This window comes from Type-A symbiont of Plautia stali, from assembly GCF_059731155.1.
This window is the reverse complement of the sequence record NZ_AP035891.1, coordinates 2431426-2452618: the sequence shown is the minus strand read 5'-3', so window position 1 is coordinate 2452618 and position 21193 is coordinate 2431426. Positions and strand designations below refer to the sequence as shown.

The 21193-nt window shown below is 53.5% G+C and carries 16 protein-coding genes and 6 pseudogenes; 13 read left to right on the top strand and 9 right to left on the bottom strand.

The features are described from left to right. The first annotated feature begins 132 nt into the window (after positions 1-132). Positions 133-1479: pseudogene (gene hemN / locus AC6I8M_RS13080) on the top strand (oxygen-independent coproporphyrinogen III oxidase). A 29-nt stretch (positions 1480-1508) separates the two neighbouring features. Here hemN and AC6I8M_RS13075 read toward each other — a convergent pair. The 4 genes from AC6I8M_RS13075 to glnA all read right to left on the bottom strand — a co-directional run bounded on the left by AC6I8M_RS13075 (position 1509) and on the right by glnA (position 5826). Beyond that, the gene (locus tag AC6I8M_RS13075) at positions 1509-1634 is read right to left on the bottom strand and encodes a YshB family small membrane protein (RefSeq protein WP_010616805.1); all 126 of its coding nucleotides are present in this window, start codon (positions 1632-1634) and stop codon (positions 1509-1511) included. 117 nt (positions 1635-1751) lie between these two features. After that, positions 1752-3161 (bottom strand): nitrogen regulation protein NR(I), encoded by a 1410-nt coding sequence (glnG, locus tag AC6I8M_RS13070; protein WP_010616806.1) that lies wholly within the window; start codon positions 3159-3161, stop codon positions 1752-1754. 7 nt (positions 3162-3168) lie between these two features. Continuing rightward, complete coding sequence (gene glnL / locus AC6I8M_RS13065) at positions 3169-4218, bottom strand: nitrogen regulation protein NR(II) (RefSeq protein WP_010616807.1); 1050 nt, start codon at positions 4216-4218, stop codon at positions 3169-3171. A 198-nt stretch (positions 4219-4416) separates the two neighbouring features. Further along, complete coding sequence (gene glnA / locus AC6I8M_RS13060; protein ID WP_058948901.1) at positions 4417-5826, bottom strand: glutamate--ammonia ligase; 1410 nt, start codon at positions 5824-5826, stop codon at positions 4417-4419. A 439-nt stretch (positions 5827-6265) separates the two neighbouring features. On the opposite strand from glnA, the gene typA reads away from it, so the two are divergent. The 5 genes and pseudogenes from typA to fabY all read left to right on the top strand — a co-directional run bounded on the left by typA (position 6266) and on the right by fabY (position 11180). Beyond that, entirely contained in the window at positions 6266-8086 is a 1821-nt protein-coding gene (gene typA, locus AC6I8M_RS13055) for a ribosome-dependent GTPase TypA (RefSeq protein WP_010616808.1), read from the top strand. 183 nt (positions 8087-8269) lie between these two features. Then, positions 8270-8866 (top strand): annotated as a pseudogene (gene yihX, locus AC6I8M_RS13050) (glucose-1-phosphatase). A gap of 6 nt (positions 8867-8872) precedes the next feature. Continuing rightward, positions 8873-9739: a virulence factor BrkB family protein gene (locus tag AC6I8M_RS13045; RefSeq protein ID WP_498013412.1), complete on the top strand. Its 867-nt coding sequence runs from the start codon at positions 8873-8875 to the stop codon at positions 9737-9739. Next, positions 9736-10173: a D-aminoacyl-tRNA deacylase gene (gene dtd, locus AC6I8M_RS13040; RefSeq protein WP_058948900.1), complete on the top strand. Its 438-nt coding sequence runs from the start codon at positions 9736-9738 to the stop codon at positions 10171-10173. Before AC6I8M_RS13045 ends, dtd begins: the two co-directional genes overlap by 4 nt. Positions 10174-10232: 59 nt before the next feature. Then, the gene (fabY, locus tag AC6I8M_RS13035) at positions 10233-11180 is read left to right on the top strand and encodes a fatty acid biosynthesis protein FabY (RefSeq protein ID WP_010616812.1); all 948 of its coding nucleotides are present in this window, start codon (positions 10233-10235) and stop codon (positions 11178-11180) included. A 163-nt stretch (positions 11181-11343) separates the two neighbouring features. On the opposite strand, the pseudogene AC6I8M_RS13030 reads toward fabY, so the two are convergent. The 3 pseudogenes from AC6I8M_RS13030 to AC6I8M_RS13020 form a co-directional block, all read right to left on the bottom strand. Beyond that, positions 11344-13012 (bottom strand): annotated as a pseudogene (locus AC6I8M_RS13030) (AsmA family protein). A 122-nt stretch (positions 13013-13134) separates the two neighbouring features. Next, positions 13135-14527: pseudogene (locus AC6I8M_RS13025) on the bottom strand (nucleobase:cation symporter-2 family protein). Between the two features lie 104 nt (positions 14528-14631). Further along, a pseudogene (locus tag AC6I8M_RS13020) lies at positions 14632-15327 on the bottom strand (IS5 family transposase). Positions 15328-15335: 8 nt separating this feature from the next. Between AC6I8M_RS13020 and AC6I8M_RS13015 the strand changes: the two are divergent. The 3 genes and pseudogenes from AC6I8M_RS13015 (at position 15336) to AC6I8M_RS13005 (ending at position 17972) form a co-directional block, all read left to right on the top strand. Then, complete coding sequence (locus tag AC6I8M_RS13015) at positions 15336-16493, top strand: phosphohexomutase domain-containing protein (protein ID WP_022547098.1); 1158 nt, start codon at positions 15336-15338, stop codon at positions 16491-16493. Between the two features lie 384 nt (positions 16494-16877). After that, a complete protein-coding gene (locus AC6I8M_RS13010; protein ID WP_498013816.1) occupies positions 16878-17231 on the top strand; it encodes an ABC transporter permease in 354 nt (117 codons plus the stop codon). Between the two features lie 45 nt (positions 17232-17276). After that, positions 17277-17972: pseudogene (locus AC6I8M_RS13005) on the top strand (IS5 family transposase). A gap of 181 nt (positions 17973-18153) precedes the next feature. On the opposite strand, the gene AC6I8M_RS13000 reads toward AC6I8M_RS13005, so the two are convergent. Next, positions 18154-18462: a VOC family protein gene (locus AC6I8M_RS13000; RefSeq protein WP_498013815.1), complete on the bottom strand. Its 309-nt coding sequence runs from the start codon at positions 18460-18462 to the stop codon at positions 18154-18156. A gap of 176 nt (positions 18463-18638) precedes the next feature. Here AC6I8M_RS13000 and AC6I8M_RS12995 point away from each other — a divergent pair, with 176 nt between their 5' ends. Next, positions 18639-19187 (top strand): helix-turn-helix transcriptional regulator, encoded by a 549-nt coding sequence (locus AC6I8M_RS12995; protein WP_010617170.1) that lies wholly within the window; start codon positions 18639-18641, stop codon positions 19185-19187. A gap of 422 nt (positions 19188-19609) precedes the next feature. On the opposite strand, the gene AC6I8M_RS12990 is transcribed toward AC6I8M_RS12995, so the two are convergent. Further along, positions 19610-20104, bottom strand: a complete 495-nt coding sequence (locus AC6I8M_RS12990) for a TetR family transcriptional regulator (RefSeq protein WP_498013411.1) — start codon at positions 20102-20104, stop codon at positions 19610-19612. Between the two features lie 92 nt (positions 20105-20196). On the opposite strand from AC6I8M_RS12990, the gene AC6I8M_RS12985 reads away from it, so the two are divergent. From AC6I8M_RS12985 to AC6I8M_RS12975, 3 genes are read left to right on the top strand one after another with little or no spacing between them, the layout of a single operon-like run. Then, positions 20197-20475 carry an FAD-dependent oxidoreductase gene (locus AC6I8M_RS12985; RefSeq protein WP_498013410.1) on the top strand — a complete coding sequence of 93 codons (279 nt, stop codon included), beginning with the start codon at positions 20197-20199 and terminating at the stop codon, positions 20473-20475. Further along, entirely contained in the window at positions 20468-20869 is a 402-nt protein-coding gene (locus AC6I8M_RS12980) for an FAD-dependent monooxygenase (RefSeq protein WP_498013409.1), read from the top strand. The genes AC6I8M_RS12985 and AC6I8M_RS12980 overlap by 8 nt, the downstream gene beginning before the upstream one ends. Then, positions 20866-21186, top strand: coding sequence for a hypothetical protein (locus tag AC6I8M_RS12975; protein ID WP_318285211.1), 321 nt, complete (start codon positions 20866-20868; stop codon positions 21184-21186). The genes AC6I8M_RS12980 and AC6I8M_RS12975 overlap by 4 nt, the downstream gene beginning before the upstream one ends. Positions 21187-21193 lie beyond the last annotated feature (7 nt).

The following is a 21193-nucleotide window of genomic DNA, read 5'->3' as shown; positions in this document are numbered from 1 at the left end:
GCTGTGGTTATTGTTTAAACTACGCCGCCTGTCGCGGCTGAAATCGCGCTTACGGCGGCGTTCCGCCCAGCGCTTCGTCTCCTCTTCTGCCACGCGACCCGCCCTCAGACGACGTCACCGTAAGGAGTGAGCATGTCATCGCAGCAGATTGAGTGGGATCAGCGGCTCATCGAAAAATACAATTACGCCGGTCCGCGTTACACCTCCTATCCCACCGCGCTGGAATTCAGTGAAAGCTTTGACGCGAACGATTTTCAGCGCGCGGTTGAGCGCTATCCCGAGCGCGCGCTGTCGCTGTATGTGCATATCCCGTTCTGCCATCGTCTGTGTTACTTCTGCGGCTGCAATAAAATCGTGACGCGCCAGCTGCACAAGGCCGATCGCTATCTGGAGGTTCTGGCGCAGGAGATTCGTCAGCGCGCTCCGCTGTTTGCCGGCCGTCGCGTTACGCAGCTGCACTGGGGCGGCGGCACGCCCACCTTCCTTAATCAGCAGCAGGTCAGCCGGCTGGTGGCGCTGCTGCGCAGCCATTTCGACATCGCTGACGATGTGGAGATGTCGATCGAAGTCGATCCGCGTGAGATTGAGCTGGAGATGATCGATCACCTGCGGGCTGAGGGCTTCAATCGCCTGAGCATGGGCGTGCAGGATTTCAACAAGTCGGTGCAGGAGCGGGTCAACCGCGTTCAGGATGAAGAGACCATTTTCGCCCTGGTGCAACGTGCCCGCGCGCAGGGATTCCGCTCAGTCAGTCTGGATTTGATCTACGGCCTGCCGCTGCAGACGCCAGAGAGCTTTGCCTTTACGCTGCAGCGGGTGATTGCGCTCAATCCAAATCGCCTCAGCGTCTTCAACTATGCGCACATGCCTGCGCTGTTTGCCGCACAGCGCAAAATCAAAGATGAGGAGCTGCTGACGGCGGCGCAGAAGCTGCAAATCCTGCAGCAAACCATCGCGACGCTGACCGGTGCGGGTTACCAGTTTATTGGCATGGACCATTTTGCCAAACCGGATGATGAACTGGCGGTGGCGCAGCGCGCCGGCGTGCTGCATCGCAATTTCTAGGGTTATACCACGCAGGGCGAAACCGAACTGCTCGGGCTGGGCGTTTCGGCCATCAGCATGCTGGGCGACAGCTATGCGCAGAATCAGAAAGAGTTAAAAGCCTGGTATGCCAGCGTTGAGCAGCAGGGCCATGCGCTATGGCGCGGTTTAACCCTGAGCGAGGATGATTGTCTGCGGCGTGATGTGATTAAAGCGCTGCTCTGTAACTTTGCGCTGGATTTTGCCGACATCGAAGCCCGGTGGCCGGTGGTGTTTGAACGCTATTTTGCTGAGGACTTAGCGCTGCTGGCGCCGCTGGTGGCGGACGGCTTGCTTGAGATTGGTGAGCGCCGGCTGCAGGTCACCGGTTGCATGTGCTTTGACCGCTATCTGCGGCAGAAAGCGCGCATGCAGCAATTTTCGCGGGTAATTTAAGCATAAAGGGAGCCAGCGCTCCCTTTATGTTAACTGAACAGACTGACGCTGATGGCGCAGACCACGGCGGCCAGCGCAGTTTGCGGTGAGTGAGTCACAGCATTACCGATTGCCGCCACGTTATGCGCTATCAGCTGGATGACAGATTGCACCATGTTAGCCTCTCCCGATTGCCGCCCGTATGATACTGAACGGCACCGGTCTGTACAGATGTCACGCGCAGAACACGCGCAGAAAGTGTGCAATAAATAACCCTTTTACACTTTTCCGCGTTATTCCATGCCCAGTTCTTTCAGTTTACGCGTGAGCGTATTGCGGCCCCAGCCCAGTAAACGTGCCGCTTCCTGCTTGTGGCCCTGCGTATGACGCAGTGCAGTGGTCAGCAGCGTACGCTCCATCTCCGGCTGTGCTTCTGACAGCAGGTTTTGATGACCGGAACGCAGCGCGCGGTCTGCCCACTGCGCCAGCAGCGTTGCCCAGCTGTCCGGCAGCAACTGCACCGGATTTTCCGGCGTACTCGACTCAAACAGCTCCGGCGGCAGATCCTGAATCAGCACTTCCTGGCCTGCGGCCATGACCGTCAGCCAGCGGCAGGTGTTCTCCAGCTGGCGCACGTTACCCGACCAGTGCAGTCGCGTCAGCGCGGCTTCGGTCTCCGGGTGCAGAATTTTCGCTTCCACGCCCAGCTCACGCGCTGCGACCTGCAGGAAGTACCGCGCCAGACGCGGGATATCCTCGCGACGTTCACGCAGCGGCGGCAGATGCACGCGAATCACGTTGAGGCGATGGAACAGGTCCTCACGGAATTTGCCTTCCTGCACGCGCAGCTCCAGATTCTGGTGGGTAGCGGCGATGATGCGCACATCCACTTTGACCGGCGCATAGCCGCCAACACGATAGAACTGGCCATCGGCCAGCACGCGCAGCAGGCGCGTCTGCACATCAAGCGGCATATCGCCGATTTCGTCGAGAAACAGCGTGCCGCCATCGGCCTGCTCAAAGCGGCCCTGACGAATCTGGTTCGCGCCGGTAAAAGCGCCTTTCTCGTGGCCAAACAGCTCCGATTCGATCAAATCCTTCGGGATCGCCGCCATATTTAGCGCGATAAACGGGGATTTGGCGCGCGGGCTGTGGCGATGCAGCGCATGCGCTACCAGCTCTTTACCGGTACCGGACTCGCCGTTGATCAGCACGCTGATCGACGAACGCGACAGACGGCCGATGATGCGGAAGACATCCTGCATCGCCGGCGCTTCGCCGATGATGTCGGTGGTCGGGCCGCTTACCGGCTGATTGCGCGGCTGCTGCTGCTCCTGATAGTGACTGATGGCGCGCTCTACCAGCGCGACCGCTTCATCAATATCAAACGGCTTAGGCAGGTAATCAAACGCGCCCTGCTGATAAGCGCTGACCGCCGCGTCGAGGTCCGAATGCGCGGTCATAATGATGACCGGCAGCATCGGATGACGCTGTTTGATCTGCTTCAGCAGCGCCAGACCATCCATGCCTGGCATACGAATATCCGACAATAATGCGTCCGGGGTTTTGGTCGAGAGCGCATCCAGCACCTCGTTGCCGCTGTCAAAGGTGGCGCAGCTTAAACCGGCTCCAGTGAGCGCACGTTCAAGCACCCAGCGGATGGAGCTATCGTCATCGACGATCCAGACTATCCCTCGTTGCATAGAAACCTCACTGGCGAATAGGCAGGTAAACCGAGAATTCGGTGTGGCCTGGCCAACTGTTAAATTCAATTTTTCCCGAATGCTGATCGATCAGGCTGCGGACGATAGAGAGACCTAAACCGGTGCCGCCTTCGCGTCCGCTGACCATCGGATAGAACAGCGTATCCTGCAGCTGGGCCGGAATGCCCGGGCCATCATCTTCAATGTCGATACGCGCCACCAGCCGGTAACGCGTGCCGTGTAACGTCAGCTGAAACGCGGTACGGGTAAGGATGACAATGGTGCCGCCCGCTTCGCCCAGCGCCTGCAGTGCGTTACGTACCACGTTAAGCAGCACCTGCTCAATCTGGTCCGGGTCGTGCGGCAGCTCCGGCAGGCTGGGGTCATAATCACGCACCAGTGAGACGTTTTCCGGCAGCTCCATCGACACCAGGTTAACCACACGTTCAGCCACCTGATGGATGCTCTGGGTCACGTGCAGTCCGGGCTGCTGCGGACCCAGCAGGCGGTCGACCAAGTTACGCAGCCGGTCGGCCTGCTCAATAATTACTTTGGTATATTCATTCAGCGCCGGATCGGGCAGGGCGCGCGATAACAGCTGCGCCGCGCCGCGCAATCCGCCGAGCGGGTTTTTAATTTCGTGCGCCAGGCCGCGTACCAGATCGCGCGCGGCAACCTGCTGAGCGTGCTGAATCTGCTCTTGGCTGAGACGACGCTGATTATCCATCGGCGCCATTTCCAGCAGAATAAATCCGTCGGGTAGACGCTGTGCCGTGAGCGACATAATGTGCGCGCGGCCATCAACCACTAACGTTACTTCGCTATCGGTAAAGCCCTGGCCTGCCCCTAAACTCTCGCTCATTACCTCAATGTTCAGCGAAAAATAGCCGGTAAGTTCCGGTAAGCGCGTGCCGAACAATTTTCGTGAGCTTTGCGCCAGTAATTGCTGGGCCGCCGGGTTGGCGTAGTGGATAACCAGATCGTTATCGACCAGCAAAATACTGTTGATCAGGGAGTTGAGAATCTGCCCCGCGTCGGGCAGCGTGCCAGTTGCCATACAGCGTTCCTCAGCACTAAATTAGTGCATTATAGCCTTTGGGGACGCAAATCTATCCGTCAAACGATGAATTCGCGGTGAAAAAAGCCCATCCGGAGATGGGCTAAAGTTTCCACGGCAACAAAAAATCTTCAGCGCTAGGATTAGCACCGTCGCGGCGTTGGCGGCTACGGTGCATCTGCGCGAATCTTTTAAGGATTAAACGCTGTAGTACAGTTCGAACTCAACCGGGTGCGGCGTCATGCGTACGCGGTCGTTGTCAGCTTTACGCAGTTCGATATAAGCATCGATAGCGTCGTCGGTGAACACGCCGCCACGGGTCAGGAACTCGCGGTCTTCGTTCAGTGCATTCAGTGCTTCTTCCAGTGAACCGGCCACTTTTGGAATCTCAGCTTCTTCTTCTGGTGGCAGGTCGTACAGGTTTTTGTCCATCGCATCGCCAGGGTGGATCTTGTTGATCACGCCGTCGAGGCCGGCCATCAGCAGTGCGGTGAACGCCAGGTATGGGTTAGCCGCTGGATCCGGGAAACGCGCTTCGATACGACGTGCTTTCGGGCTGGCCACAACCGGGATACGGATAGACGCAGAACGGTTACGTGCTGAGTAAGCCAGCATTACCGGCGCTTCGTAGCCTGGGACCAGACGCTTGTACGAGTTGGTGGTCGGGTTTGCTAGGGCGTTGATGGCTTTTGCGTGCTTGATGATACCGCCGATGTAGAACAGGGCAGTTTCAGACAGGCCGCCGTATTTGTCGCCAGAGAACAGGTTTACGCCGCCTTTAGACAGTGATATGTGGCAGTGCATACCGGAACCGTTGTCGCCAAACATCGGCTTCGGCATAAAGGTAGCCGTTTTGCCGTAGGCGTGCGCGACGTTGTGCACAACATATTTGTAGATCTGAATTTCGTCAGCTTTCTTGGTCATGGTGTTGAAGCGGGTAGCCACTTCGTTCTGACCAGCGGTTGCCACTTCGTGGTGATGCGCTTCAACCACCAGACCCATCTGCTCCATGGTCAGACACATGGCAGAACGGATGTCCTGTGATGAGTCAACCGGTGGTACCGGGAAGTAGCCGCCTTTCAGACCTGGACGGTGACCTTTGTTACCGCCTTCGTACTCTTTACCGGTGTTCCAGGCTGCTTCTATGTCGTCGATAGCCACGTGTGAGCCGGAAGTCGAAGAGCCGAAACGGATGTCGTCAAACAGGAAGAACTCTGGCTCAGGTCCGAACAGTACGGTGTCGGCGATGCCGGAAGAACGCAGGAACTCTTCTGCGCGCTTGGCAATGGAGCGCGGGTCGCGATCGTAGCCCTGCAGCGTGCCTGGCTCGAGAATGTCACAGCGGATGATGAGCGTCGGATCTTCGAAGAACGGATCCATCACGGCAGTTGTTGCATCCGGCATCAGCACCATGTCTGATTCGTTAATGCCTTTCCAGCCGCCGATGGAAGAGCCATCGAACATTTTGCCTTCTTCGAAGAAGTCAGCGTTAACCTGGTGAGCAGGGATAGTAACGTGCTGTTCTTTACCTTTGGTATCGGTAAAACGCAGGTCAACAAACTTAACTTTGTGCTCGTTCATCATCGAGAGAACGTGTTCAGCGGACATACTCAACTCTCCTGGAAATGGTCATTTTGTCGTCGTGGTGAGAAAACTTCTGTTGCCGGGAATGTGTCACGACTACTGACCACCCCTGACCAAGATCTCGGCAAGCTCTTCAACCGTTGTGCAACTGTAGTTTTCGCTTAAAAGATATAAAGCGAATTCTGTGCCAACTTTATTACAATGGTGAAAATGGCGCTGTGATGCGCCCTGCGGTGAGACGACGGCTGCACCAGCGTGGACGGAGTGCACCAGAATTGTGCCGTCAGTTTAGGGTAAGCACTTGAATGGTGCAAGGCGCCATCAAAGTGCAGCTTAATGCACCGTTATTGATACTAAAAACGCGCACTGCGAGAATCTTTCGGCGAAAACTGTGATCATGTTCAGTCTTTCGCTTAATCCGTGTACAATACCGCGTTATTTCTATAATGCCTGAGGCAAAGCTGTGATCGAAAATTTGCGTAACATCGCCATCATCGCGCACGTTGACCATGGTAAGACCACCCTGGTTGACAAACTGCTGCAACAGTCCGGTACTTTTGATGCCCGTACCGAAGCGACTGAGTGCGTGATGGACTCCAACGATTTGGAGAAAGAGCGTGGGATTACCATCCTAGCGAAAAACACCGCCATCAAATGGAACGACTACCGTATCAACATCGTTGATACCCCGGGACACGCCGACTTCGGTGGTGAAGTTGAGCGCGTCATGTCCATGTTGGATTCGGTGCTGCTGGTTGTAGACGCGATGGATGGCCCTATGCCGCAAACCCGCTTCGTAACCAAGAAAGCCTTTGCCCACGGTTTGAAGCCAATTGTAGTCATCAACAAAGTTGACCGTCCTGGCGCGCGTCCGGACTGGGTTGTTGACCAGGTATTTGACCTGTTCGTCAACCTCGACGCGACTGACGAGCAGCTCGATTTCCCGATCATTTATGCGTCTGCGCTAAATGGTATCGCCGGTCTGGATCACACCGACATGGCTGACGACATGACCCCGCTGTATCAGGCAATCGTCGACCACGTTTCTCCACCGCAGGTTGAAGTTGAAGCCCCACTGCAGATGCAGATCTCGCAGCTGGACTACAACAACTACCTCGGCGTAATCGGTATCGGCCGCATCAAGCGCGGTAAAGTTAAGCCAAACCAGCAGGTTACTGTGATCGACAGCGAAGGGAAAACCCGTAACGCGAAAGTCGGTAAAGTGCTGGGCCATCTGGGTCTGGAGCGTATTGAATCCGACTTGGCTGAAGCGGGCGACATCATCGCTATCACTGGTCTGGGCGAGCTGAACATCTCCGACACCATCTGCGACACGCAGAATGTGGAAGCGCTGCCGGCGCTGAGCGTGGATGAGCCAACCGTAACCATGTTCTTCAACGTCAACACCTCACCGTTCTGTGGTAAAGAAGGTAAGTTTGTGACGTCGCGTCAGATCCTTGAGCGTCTGAACAAAGAGCTGGTGCACAACGTAGCGCTGCGCGTAGAAGAAACCGAAGATGCCGATGCATTCCGCGTATCCGGTCGTGGTGAGCTGCACCTGTCAGTTCTGATCGAGAACATGCGTCGTGAAGGCTACGAGCTGGCGGTATCCCGTCCGAAAGTTATCTTCCGTGAATTCGAAGGCCGCAAGCAGGAGCCATTCGAAAACGTTACCCTCGACATCGAAGAAACCCACCAGGGTTCGGTGATGCAGGCGATGGGTGAGCGTAAAGGCGACCTGAAAAACATGGATCCGGATGGTAAAGGCCGCGTACGTCTCGACTACGTGATCCCAAGCCGTGGTCTGATCGGCTTCCGTAACGAATTCATGACCATGACTTCCGGTACTGGTCTGCTCTACTCCACCTTCAGCCACTACGACGACGTGCGTCCGGGCGAAGTGGGCCAGCGTCAGAACGGCGTGCTGATCTCCAACGGTCAGGGTAAAGCGGTTGCCTTCGCCCTGTTCGGCCTGCAGGATCGCGGTAAGCTGTTCCTCGGTCACGGTGCGGAAGTGTATGAAGGCCAGATCATCGGTATTCACAGCCGTTCTAACGACCTGACCGTTAACTGCCTGACCGGTAAGAAACTGACCAACATGCGTGCGTCAGGTACTGACGAAGCTACCACCCTGGTACCACCGCAGAAAATGACGCTGGAGCAGGCTATCGAGTTCATCGATGACGACGAACTGGTAGAAGTGACGCCACAGTCAGTGCGTATTCGTAAACGCCATCTGACCGAGAACGATCGCAAACGCGCGTCTCGCGGCAGCAAAGAGTAAGCGAAATCGTCTGATAATGAGCCCTGCACCCACGGGGCTTTTTTTTGCCTGCCGGCTGAGGCAGCGCGACCCGCACGAAATCAGACCCCGCTTCCGGAATGCGGATTTCCCCTAAGCGTACCTGTTCAGGCTTGCCTTTTACCGCTAGAGTGAATGTTCCAGGGAACGTAGAGGAGAGGTGTCATGCTGTACATCTTTGATTTAGGCAATGTGATTGTTGATATCGATTTCAATCGGGTACTCGGCGTCTGGAGCGATCTGGGACGCGTGCCGCTTGCCACGCTGCAGAGCCGTTTTCGCATGGACGAGACCTTCGAGCAGCACGAGCGGGGCGAAATCAGCGACCCGGAGTTTGCCGCGCGGCTGTGTGACCAGCTCGATATTGCCCTGAGCTATCCGCAGTTCACCGCTGGCTGGCAGGCGGTGTTTGTCGGCGTGCGTCCGGAAACGCTGGCGATCATGAACCAGCTGCGCGCCAGCGGCGAGCGCGTGGTGATTCTGTCTAACACCAACCAGCTGCATTTCGAGTTCTGGCCAACGCAGTATCCGGAAGTGCAGTAGGCTGCCGACCACATCTATATGTCGCAGGATATCGGCATGCGCAAACCGTAAGCGCGCATCTGGCACTACGTACTGGAGCATGAAGGCTTCACCGCCGATCAGGCCGTATTCTTTGATGACAACCAGGCCAATGTTGATGCGGCGCGCGCGCTGGGCATTGAGAGCGTGCTGGTCGAAGATGCGAAAACCGTGCCTGACTGGTTTGCGAGCCGTCGCTGAGTGACCATGCGAACTCATCTGCGCCACTCGGCGCATGCGTTTTTCCTGTGGATCAAACTGCTGTGGCGCCGCATCGATGAAGACAACATGACCACGCAGGCCGGTAACCTGGCCTACGTGTCACTGTTGGCGCTGGTGCCGCTGATTGCCGTGGTATTCGCGCTGTTTGCCGCGTTCCCGGTGTTCTCCGACATCAGCGTACAGCTGAAGAACTTCATCTTCACTAACTTTATGCCGGCCGCCGGGGATGTGATTCAGCGCTATCTCGATCAGTTTGTCGCCAACGTCAACAAAATGACGGCGGTCGGGGCGGTCGGGCTGATTGTCACTGCGCTGCTGCTGATGCACTCGGTCGACAGCGCGCTCAACGCCATCTGGCGCAGCGACAAGCCGCGCCCGATGGTCTACTCCTTTGCGGTGTACTGGATGATCCTGACGCTGGGACCGCTGCTGGCCGGTGCCAGTCTGGCCATCAGCTCCTATCTGCTGTCGCTGCGCTGGGTGAACGTTACCGGCGTCACCAGCCTGATCGATCAGGCGCTGCGCATCTTCCCGCTGGTACTCTCCATTCTTGCCTTCTGGCTGCTGTACAGCATTGTGCCGACGCGGCGCGTGCCGGGACACGATGCGTTGATAGGTGCGGTGGTCGCGGGTTTGCTGTTCGAGCTGGGCAAAAAAGGCTTCGCGCTCTATGTTACGATGTTTCCTTCGTATCAGTTAATTTACGGCGTGCTGGCGGTGATCCCAATCCTGTTTCTGTGGGTTTACTGGACCTGGTGTATTGTGTTGTTAGGCGCAGAAGTGACCGTCACGCTGGATGACTATCGCCAGTTAAAACAGCAGGAACGCGATAAAGAACGAGAGGAAACATGATTGCTTTGATTCAGTGTGTGACGCGCGCCAGCGTCAGCGTGGATAACGCCACGGTAGGCGAAATTGGCGCCGGTCTGCTGGTGCTGCTGGGGGTGGAAAAGGGCGATGACGAGCAGAAATCACAGCGCCTGGCAGAGAAAGTGCTGGGCTACCGCATCTTTGGCGATGAGAACGACAAAATGAACCTCAGCGTACAGCAGACAGGCGGTAGCGTGCTGGTGGTTTCGCAATTCACCCTAGCGGCCGACACGCAAAAAGGCATGCGTCCCTCTTTTTCCGGCGGCGCGCATCCGGCGGAAGCCGAGCGCCTCTATCACGACTTCAGCGATCGCTGCCGGGCGCTGGGCGTCACCACCGCCAACGAGCGCTTCGCCGCCAATATGCAGGTTTCGCTGATTAACGATGGTCCGGTGACCTTCTGGTTACAGGTGTGAAATTTTTAGCCGAGCGGCAAGGGATCAGCCACGCAAGCTCCGAACGAGAGAATCACTTTATGTATCATCTTCGCGTACTGCAAACGGCGGAAGAACTGGATATGTATTACCAGTTCCGCTGGGAAATGTTACGGAAGCCGCTGCGCCAGCCGCAGGGCTCAGAACGTGATGCCTGGGATGCGCTGGCGCATCACCAGATGGTGGTGGATGAGCACGGCAAACCGGTAGCGGTGGGCCGGCTGTATATCAATGCGGAAAATGAAGCGGCGATCCGCTTTCTGGCGGTGCATCCGTCGGTGCAGGGCAAAGGGCTGGGCACGCTGGTGGCGATGACGCTGGAGTCGGTGGCGCGCCAGGAAGGGGCCAAACGCGTCACCTGTAGCGCGCGCGAGGATGCGGTGGAGTTCTTTGCCAAGCTGGGCTTTGTCAATCAGGGCGAAATTACCGCACCGCAAACCACGCCGGTGCGTCACTTCCTGATGATTAAACCGGTGGTGACGCTGGATGATATTCTGCATCGCGCCGACTGGTGTGGACAGCTGCAGCAGGCGTGGTACGAACACATCCCGCTGAGCGAAAAGATGGGCGTGCGCATTCTGCAGTATACCGGGCAGAAGTTTGTTACCACCATGCCAGAAGCCGGCAACCAGAACCCGCACCATACGCTGTTTGCCGGCAGCCTGTTTTCACTCGCCACGCTCACCGGCTGGGGGTTGATCTGGCTGCTGCTGCGCGAACGCCATCTCGGCGGCACCATTATTCTGGCCGATGCGCATATTCGCTACAGCAAACCCATCAGCGGATGGCCCGGCGCCATCGCCGATCTCGGCTCGCTGAGCGGCGATCTCGACCGACTGGCGCGCGGACGAAAAGCACGCGTGCAGATGGAGGTGGAGCTGTTTGGGGATGATGAGCTGGGCGCGGTGTTTGAAGGCGTCTATATCGTGTTACCCGCCGATCCCGACGGACCGCTGGAAGAGGGCGGTTCAGGCGCGCGCATTAATTAACGACCACAGCGCGCAGCCAAAAAATTGATCCGATTACCTCGGTGCGCATGAATGCGCACCCTGGAAAAACTGTGCATTGATTTTGTAGGGGCGCCATTAATGGCGACCAAAAAAGCGTAACTGAACCGCATCGCGCTTTTCATCGCGATCGGTCATGCAATCATCACTGCACCTGCCCGCCACGCATCATCTGCTGCAGCGACTGCGTATCCGTCGTCACCGACAAAGTGCCTTCTGCGCTGGCACGCAGCGGGGCGCCAGCGCTGAGCGAGCCCTTCAGCTGCAGCTGCAAATTACTGCTGCCACCCAGCGGCAGCGCAGGCCAGCCCCAGTTTTGCAGCACGTTTGCCGGCACCGCCTGGCCTTTCAGGTTCAGCGTAAACGGACGCTGTGCTTCCTGTCCTGCGGTTGCCGTTTCCAGTAATCCGCTGCCGTTAAAGGCGCTCATCTCGCTGACCTCAATCTGCCGATCGCTGGCGTTCAGGCTAATCGACGGATGGCGCAAATCGGTGCGGTTAAAGGTGGCTTCCGCCGCGTTAAAGCTGGCTTTGCCCGCCCAGATACCCCATTGATGCTGGCGTGCCAGCAGCAGATTCTCTGCATTACCGTCGAGCGCGGTCATCTGGAACGGGAAGGCCGGATTGATATCAATCACCAGGTTACGGTTAGCGGTCGCACGCTTCACCAGCACGCTATTCAGCCAGCCCGGCAGCGTCTGCTGCCAGCGATCCCGCCAGTTTTGCGGCAGCGTGTATTCCAGGCCGGCAATGGCTAAATCGTCAAGCGTCAGGCGCTTATCGCTGCGCGTCCAGCTGCCGCTGGCACGAATCACGCCGTTGACCCAGCGTGAGCTGAACTGCGTCAGCTGAATGCCCTGCGGTGAGAATTCGGCATTGACGATCGGATCGTTGAGTTCAAAGCTGCCGTTAATAAAGTTGCCGGCGTTCATGGCCAGCGAACCGTCGTCACTCTGCCAGTCATCGCCGCGCAGCGTAATGTTCTTCAGGGGCAGATCGAGATCGGTCACGGCCCAGTCCGGGCCCTGCAGGCGCGCATCGGTCATATCCAGCCGGTTGATGCTCACCGAAGGCACGTCACGCAGCGGACTGAGGAACTCGCTCAGGCTCTGCTGGGTTTGCAGGCGAATATCGTTAAGACGCAGCTGGTTGATTTGCCAGTTACCCTGCGCGTCGCGCTCGGCACGTTCGGTCATTGAGTCGTGCGCCAGATCGGCGCCGATATTGCTCAGCACCAGCCGGCGTTTGGCGATATAGCAGGACGTTGTTACCGGCGACGCCGTCCAGCGTCATGGCACGTGCGCTCATCTGGAACTGTGCATCGCTGCCCAGCATATCGTCAGGCGTGGGCTTCCACGGCACAATGCCGCCGTTTACCCGCTGCGCCGCCAGCGGCAGGGCGCTGTGCGGGCTTTCGATCTGCACGTTATTGAGCTGCAGCCGGTTGGCCTGAATCAGCAGCGTGGTTTGTGGTGACTGGTTAGCGAGGTTGATGTCGCCGTCGCGCACTTCAATGCTGTCGAAATGCAGCGGATCGCTGAACTGCACCAGTGCCAGACCGAGATCGACGCGCTTCGCCACCAGCACCGCCGGCTGGCCGTCGTGGCCGAAGCTGAAGTCATCCAGGATGATGTGTGAAGGCGAGGAGAAGTTGTGCTCAATCTTACTCAGCGACAGATGCCAGGCGGTTTTATCGCTTACCCAATGGCTAAACCAGCCTGCGCCCCACTGGGTTTGCAGCAGCACATAGAGAACCACCAGCGCCAGCAGAATCAGCAGTAACAAGGTAAGGAAAAACTTGCCTAAAAATTTCATCGCATCCATCCATCCCGATATTTATCCGGTGAGTGGTTGTTATGCCTGAATTACCGTTACAGCTCAACAGTCTGGATGAAAAAGCGGATAAATAACAGGCAGGCCGTAGCCTGCCAGCAGCATTACTTTTCCTGCGGAAAGACGAGGTTAAGCACGATAGCGGTGATACCCCCGGCGGCGATGCCGGATGACAGCAGGGTTTTCAGCCAGTCCGGGGCAAATTGCAGAATCAGCGGCTGTTGCGATACGCCGAGGCCCACCGCCAGCGACAGCGCGATGATCATAATGGCGCGGCGATTGAGCGATTCGCGCGATACGATGCGCACGCCGGAAGCGGCAATGGTACCAAACATCACGATGGTGGCACCGCCCAGTACCGGTTCCGGAATATGCTGCACAAAGCAGCTCACCGCCGGGAACAGGCCGAGTACGATCAGCATCAGCGCCACCACAAAGCCCACGTAACGGCTGTCCACGCCAGTCAGCTGAATCACCCCGTTGTTCTGACCAAAGCAGGAGTTAGGGAAGGTGTTGAACAGCGCCGACACAAACGAGTAGAGACCATTGGCCAGCACGCCGCCTTTCAGGCGCTTCATATACAGCGGACCGCTGACCGGCTGTTCGGAGACATCGGAGGTGGCGGTAATATCGCCGATGGTTTCCAGCGAGGTCACCATAAACACCAGCATCAGCGGAATCAGCAGATTCCAGTCAAAACCCAGGCCATAGTAGAGCGGCGACGGCACGGCCAGCAGCGCCTGGTTGGTAGGTGCAGAGGTAGCGGGCGGGCAGCATATCCAGCGCCCAGGCCAGCGCATAACCCACCGCCATGGCGATCACCAGCGACGCGACGCGCAGATAAGGGTTGCGCTGGCAGTTAAGCAGGATGATGACCAGCAGCACGGAACCGGCCAGCAGCAGATTTTTCGGCGCACCAAAGCTGTGATCGTTCATGGCGGCGAAGCCACCCACAATCGAGGTCAGTCCTACCTGAATCAGCGACAGACAGATAATCATCACCACAATGCCGGACACCAGCGGCGTGATGATGCGCCGTGCGAGGTGCAGCACGCGTGACAGCAACATCTCGGTACAGGAGGCCACCATTAGAGTACCAAACAGCGCCGCCATCATGGTCGGCACATCGGCGCCGCCGTTTTTCAGCGCCATACCGCCCATGATCAGCGGCGTGACAAAGTTAAAGCTGGTGGCCTGAATCGATAGCAGGCCAGAACCCACCGGTCCCCAGGTTTTGATTTGCAGAATGGACGCCACGCCCGAAGCAAACAGCGACATGCTGATGATGTGCTGCGTGTCCTGCGCCGGTAAGCCGAGCGCCTGGCAGATCAGCAGTGCCGGGGTAATCACCGCCACAAACATCGCCAGCAGATGCTGGCAGGCAGCAAACAGCGTTTGCGGCAGCGGCGGACGATCTTCAAGACGGTAAATCAGTTCACTTTTGCTCTCGCCTGGCGCAGTGGCACGCTGGTGGGATTCAGCAGTATTGACGGACATGGTGGCTTCTCAATAACAACAAAGGGGCGATTTTAAACGGTTGCGTTGTGAAAGCAATCGTTTGCAATGCCCCTTTTAGTTGTGATTGATCTAGGCTGTGTCCCTTAATTACATAACCTTTTGTAAAACAGCCGGATGCATCCCAGTTTCACCATCGCCAGATAATTCCTCGCCGTTTTGTCGTAACGTGTGGCAATGCGGCGGTATTCTTTTGTCCGGAGTAGGCTTTGTCAGCCAGCACTGCATGGCCACGACGCTTCATGCTGCCGTTCCGGCGCTGAACACCAATACCGTCCAGAAGACGTTGTGCAAACTGGCTTTCGTGAGCCTGACCGGGACTCAGTACGATATTTAACGGCAGACCGCTTCCGTCTGTCGCCAGATGGATTTTGGTGCCAAAACCACCGCGAGAGCGACCCAGCTCATTATCTCCGGCGGTATCGGAATGTTTTTTTGCGCCCCGGCGGCGCACCTGAGTGCCCGGATATTGCTGCCATCCAGCGCAGTTGCGGACCAGTCAGCGAGACCATGAGCATCAAGAGAAGAAAGTAACCTGTTGAAAATAATGTTAATCACTCCCGATTTAGACCATCGATTAAAACGGTTATAAACGGTCTTCCATGGGCCATATCGCTCAGGCAAATAGCGCCATGGTGCGCCTGAACACAGCACCCAGAACATGCCGTTGATGATCATACGATGTTCAGCCCATGGACGTCCGGCCCGTGGTGTTGCTGGTTCAGCAGGTAATAAGGGCTGGATGATGTCCATGCTTCATCGGGAAGGTCGTAGCGAGCCATAGTTCAGTGTGTTGTGGAAACAGGTAGTTACTATATCTCAGGTGATTAAGGGACACAGCCTAGGCATTGATGGTGGCATTGAAGTGACGGCAAGTCATAATCCGATGAACTATAACGGCATGAAGCTGGTGCGTGAAGGTTCCCGTCCTATCAGTGGCGATACAGGCTTACGTGATGTTCAGCGTCTGGCTGAGGCTAACGATTTTGCTCCGGTCGATGCAGCTAAGCGTGGCAGCTATAAACAGATCTCGGTATTGGATGCCTATGTGGATCACCTGATGGGCTACATTGATCTGGCAAATTTCACCAAACCAATGACGCTGGTCATCAACTCGGGTAATGGCGCTGCAGGTCACATCATTGATGAAATCGAAAAGCGCTTCCAGCAGGCAAATGCACCGGTTACCTTCGTTAAAGTACATCATGAAGCAAATGGTCATTTCCCGAACGGTATTCCTAATCCCTTACTGCCAGAGTGCCGGAAAGATACCTCCGACGCGGTGAAAGCGAACAAAGCCGACATGGGCATCGCATTTGATGGCGACTTTGATCGCTGCTTCCTGTTTGACGAGAACGCAGAGTTCATCGAAGGTTATTACATTGTCGGCCTGCTGGCCGAAGCGTTCCTCAAGAAAGAGCCTGGCGCGAAGATCATTCACGATCCACGTTTGACCTGGAACACCATCGACGTCGTCACCAAAGCGGGTGGCATACCTGTTATGTCGAAAACCGGGCACGCCTTTATTAAAGAGCGCATGCGTGAAGAAGATGCGGTGTACGGCGGCGAAATGAGCGCACACCATTACTTCCGTGATTTTGCTTATTGTGATAGCGGAATGATTCCGTGGTTATTATCGGCTGAATTGCTAGCTGTAAAGGGAACTACACTATCGGACATGATAAAAGAAAGATTGACCAAATACCCTTGTAGCGGTAAAGTTAATTTCAATATTGAAAATAAGAGCGCAGCGATAGCCGCAATAAAAGATTTATTTTCTGTAAAATGCCTTGAAATTAATCATACCGATGGGCTTAGCATAGATCATGAAAATTGGCGAATTAACGTTAGAACTTCTAATACAGAACCATTACTACGTGTGAATATAGAAGGGAAATCAAATCCCGGAATGGTTGAAGAAAAACTTACGGAAGTAAAAAAATCATAAGAGGCTTGATTTAATGCTCAAAATATTAATAGCTGCTTCAGCTTACAAAGGTTTTATAATTAACAGTATTAAAAGAGAGTTTAAGAGCAGATACCATACCAGCTTGTTGGGGACTGCATGGCTCATACTTCAGCCCCTTGCAATGATTGTAGTATACACTGTCATTTTTTCGGAAGTTATGAAAGCAAGGATGCCGGATAGCACTATTCCCTTTGCATATAGTATATATCTGTGTGCAGGCTTGCTAACATGGGGTTTTTTCTCAGAGCTTTTGAGTAGATTAATAAATATTTTTGTAGATAGTGTAATTATTTAAAAAAATAAACTTTCCGAGAATATGCCTGCCTATTATTGCGATTGGAGTATCGTTTGTTAATTTTTTTTATGATATTTTCATTGTATGTTATTTTTTTGATAGTAACAGGAAATTTTCCTGGGATGGCCTTCCTTTGCATCATACCATTACTAATAATACAGGTTTTATTCGCAACAGGTATGGGTATTACATTAGGGGTCATGAATGTATTTTTTAGAGATGTTGGCCAGTTTATGCCTATACTTTTGCAATTTTTGTTCTGGTTCACACCTGTCATATATTTAATAAATATTATTCCAGAATGGGCACGCAGCTGGTTAATGTGGAATCTAATGACTGCAGTGATCATGGGTTACCAAAGAGTGTTTGTGTATCACCAGGCACCCATTTGGTCTGATTTAACACTAGGCTGTGTCCCTTAATCACCTGAGATATAGTAACTACCTGTTTCCACAACACACTGAACTATGGCTCGCTACGACCTTCCCGATGAAGCATGGACATCATCCAGCCCTTATTACCTGCTGAACCAGCAACACCACGGGCCGGACGTCCATGGGCTGAACATCGTATGATCATCAACGGCATGTTCTGGGTGCTGTGTTCAGGCGCACCATGGCGCTATTTGCCTGAGCGATATGGCCCATGGAAGACCGTTTATAACCGTTTTAATCGATGGTCTAAATCGGGAGTGATTAACATTATTTTCAACAGGTTACTTTCTTCTCTTGATGCTCATGGTCTCGCTGACTGGTCCGCAACTGCGCTGGATGGCAGCAATATCCGGGCACTCAGGTGCGCCGCCGGGGCGCAAAAAAACATTCCGATACCGCCGGAGATAATGGGCTGGGTCGCTCTCGCGGTGGTTTTGGCACCAAAATCCATCTGGCGACAGACGGAAGCGGTCTGCCGTTAAATATCGTACTGAGTCCCGGTCAGGCTCACGAAAGCCAGTTTGCACAACGTCTTCTGGACGGTATTGGTGTTCAGCGCCGGAACGGCAGCATGAAGCGTCGTGGCCATGCAGTGCTGGCTGACAAAGCCTACTCCGGACAAAAGAATACCGCCGCATTGCCACACGTTACGACAAAACGGCGAGGAATTATCTGGCGATGGTGAAACTGGGATGCATCCGGCTGTTTTACAAAAGGTTATGTAATTAAGGGACACAGCCTAAGATTTGCCTGTTTGATACCCTAAAAGGTATGGCAGTGAGGCGAAGCAGGCGGCGCGGTCTTTTGTTAGGGAACTGGCAAAGGTACCGTGTCGTTAAAGAGCACCTTTAGGTGAGCTGCCCTGACAGGGCAGTTGAGAAGGCCACCCACGGGTAAAACAAGCAAATCGTTAGCGGTTGAATCGTTCTCTGGCGCTTTCCGTTACAGGCGTAAAAAATGATACAAGCGTGCCTTCAGGATCGCGTAGCTTTAGCGTTCTGTTGCCCCACGGCATGTCTTTGGGTTCGTGAACGAATTCAACGTCATATTTTTTTAATCTAACGAATTCGCTATCAACGTCTTTTACAAGAAATTCGATGATCGCTGTCTGGTTCGCGGCTGCTATAGCACAACCCTCCTTAAAAAACGCCACTGTCTCTTCGCCAGCAAGGGCTATCACCCCGCCTGAAGTGACTATTTCAGCGAAGGCAGGCGCCAGCCATTCAGCACGAGAATTAATGATTAATTCATAAAACTCTACAACTTTAACGATATCATTTTACAATGAGTCTCACAGACGTTAATTTCATAATAAATCTCCGGATTATGGTATTGGTAGCAACTCAAAGCATCATGGCTTATGCCTGCTGACACCGTTGTGGCAACAAGGAAAAAATGAGACGTGCAGACAGACTTTTTCAGTTAATTCAGATCCTTCGCAGGAAAAATCTTCCTGTCACCGCTGCACAGTTAGCTGAAGAGCTTGAGGTGTCTAAACGCACCATATACTGGGATGTGGCCGACTTGGCTGGTCAACGGGTACCTGTGGAGGGTGAAGCTGGCACAGGCTACAGGCTAAGTCCGGATTACGATATGCCCCTTTTGATGTTCACAGCGGAAGAACTTGAAGCCATTTTTTTAGGCATTGAACTGGTTAAGCAACTGCCAGATGCTACTCTTGCAAACAACGCATATGATGTCTTATCAAAGATATCTTCGGTGATTCCGAAAAAATTGATGTGTTTGCTGAGTGATTCAGCGGTTGCTGTCAAACCAAATGATGCTGAAATCATAAAACCAGATACCCGCGAAATCAGAATAGCCATACGGGAAAACCGTAAAATTCTGCTTGAATATCGAGCCGTCGATAATGTTGTTTCGAGACGCGTTGTATGGCCAATCATTCTGGGTTACGACTTAACGAATTGCCTTCTGATAGCTTAGTGTGAGGAAAAGAAAGATTTCCGCCATTTCAGAGTGGACAGGATATTAAAAATGACAGTACTTAGTGAAAAGGCTGGAACCGATAAAATACGCCTCAGGAATAAGTGGGAAGAGTGGCGTGCCGAAAAGTATCCTAATCAGCCTTAAAATATTATTTAATTTTTATTATTGACATGAATTTCCTGGAAAAAAATCACTTTATTCAAACAAGGCGTCATCCGGCCTGATAATAAAAGCTTCGCCCTGATGGAGCAGGCTGAAAACCATTAAGAGATTAAGTACATTTATGCGTCACCCTTCCTGTGAAACAAGAAAGAATTAACGCACAAGAATTCCAGCCTACACAGAATTACCCTGACCGTGCGTGAATAAATTTTTTGTTATCATTTCCAATCCACATTCGTACATATAATCTTTATCTGTTATGAAGAAAGGACTTTTTTATTTAACTGAGGCAGCGAGCTTTCCTGCTGTTCTTCAAGGACAAAACCGACGGTAAATTTTGACGCAGTCATTAAGGCGAGCGTCGCATCCTGCTCAGCAATGCCCAGGCGCATCAGAACGCCCAATTTTTTCTCGAGTCTACCAGTGTCGTCACCAGGTACATGATAAGCATGCAGACGTGCACCGTCACGATAACAAAGCAGGGCCTTACGAAATGATTTCATATTGTTTATAAACCATTTTTTAAGATTTTCTCCTTCATCAGACAACGGAAAATCCCTGTGTGACTGCATAGCTTCAACGGCCATAGCCTGTAGCAACATCTCCTTATTTTTGAAATGCCAGTACAAAGCCGGTTGCTCTACACCCAGTCTCCTGGCAATTTTTCTCGTACTGATGCCTTCTATCCCAGCCTCATCCAGTAACTTCAAGCCCTCAGTAACGATAACAGTAGCGCTTAGATTTTTTTTCATAGACCTCTCAGCTTATCAGTGATAAGTTGCAATTTATCACTGATAAGTTATTCGTTAAGTGGTTAGGCCAAAATTGAAACCAGGGGGATTTTATGTCAGTTGAATGGGTTAATGATACAGTAGTTTTGATCGTGGGAGGAGGTATCGTGGGGCTCTCTGCAGCCTTGTTTCTGCACCAAAACGATGTCCCATTTATCCTGATAGAAAAAGGCTTATCCCTGTCAGGGCTTCCGCGAACAAGAGGGTTTTCTGCAAGGACGATGGAGTTGTTTCGTAGTGTGGGCCTTCAGGATGCAATAGAAAAAGTGTCAGTATCCGCGTGGAAGCAGGGCAAAATTTGGCGGAGCCAGGCGCGGAGTTTCAATGCTTGAATCAACCTCGCTTGTCGAAGCGGATGTTAAACGATTACATTCGGAAGCAGATCCGTCCCCCTGTAAATTGACGGCATGCCCACAAACGCTGATTGAACCGATATTATATGAAGCTTTATTGGCCCGGCAGCAAAATCTCCATTTTGGCTGGGAACTGATAGAAATAACAGAAAATCAGAATAACGTTACTGCCATAGCCAAAGATTCTCATGGTGTATCGCATGTCATCTCTGCCAGCTGGCTTTTCGCTGCGGATGGAGCCAGAAGCAATGTCAGAAGAGCTTTGGGTATAGAACGGAGAGGGATTGAGGCTAACAGATATTACCTGAATATTTTTTTGAAGCGGACCTTACCGATGATGTTAAAGAAAAAACCTTCAGCCAGTATGAAGTGAGCAATGACAAGGTCGAAGGTCTTTTTCTCTCAATGAACAATACGACACTATGGTCCTTTCATTTATCATATGATCCTGTAAAAGATAATCCTGAAAACTGGGATGATAATAAACTTTCTACGCTTCTTTGCTGTGCTATCGGTAAAAATACGGATGTCAAAATATTAGCAAGATCAGTCTGGAATACACGTGTTAAAGTTGCCAGTTCTTATCAGAACTGGACGTGTTTTTCTTATGGGAGACGCAGCGCATGTGATGCCACCTGGGGAGGATTTAACGCCAATACCGGGATTGCTGATGCCCATAATCTGAGCTGAAAGGTGG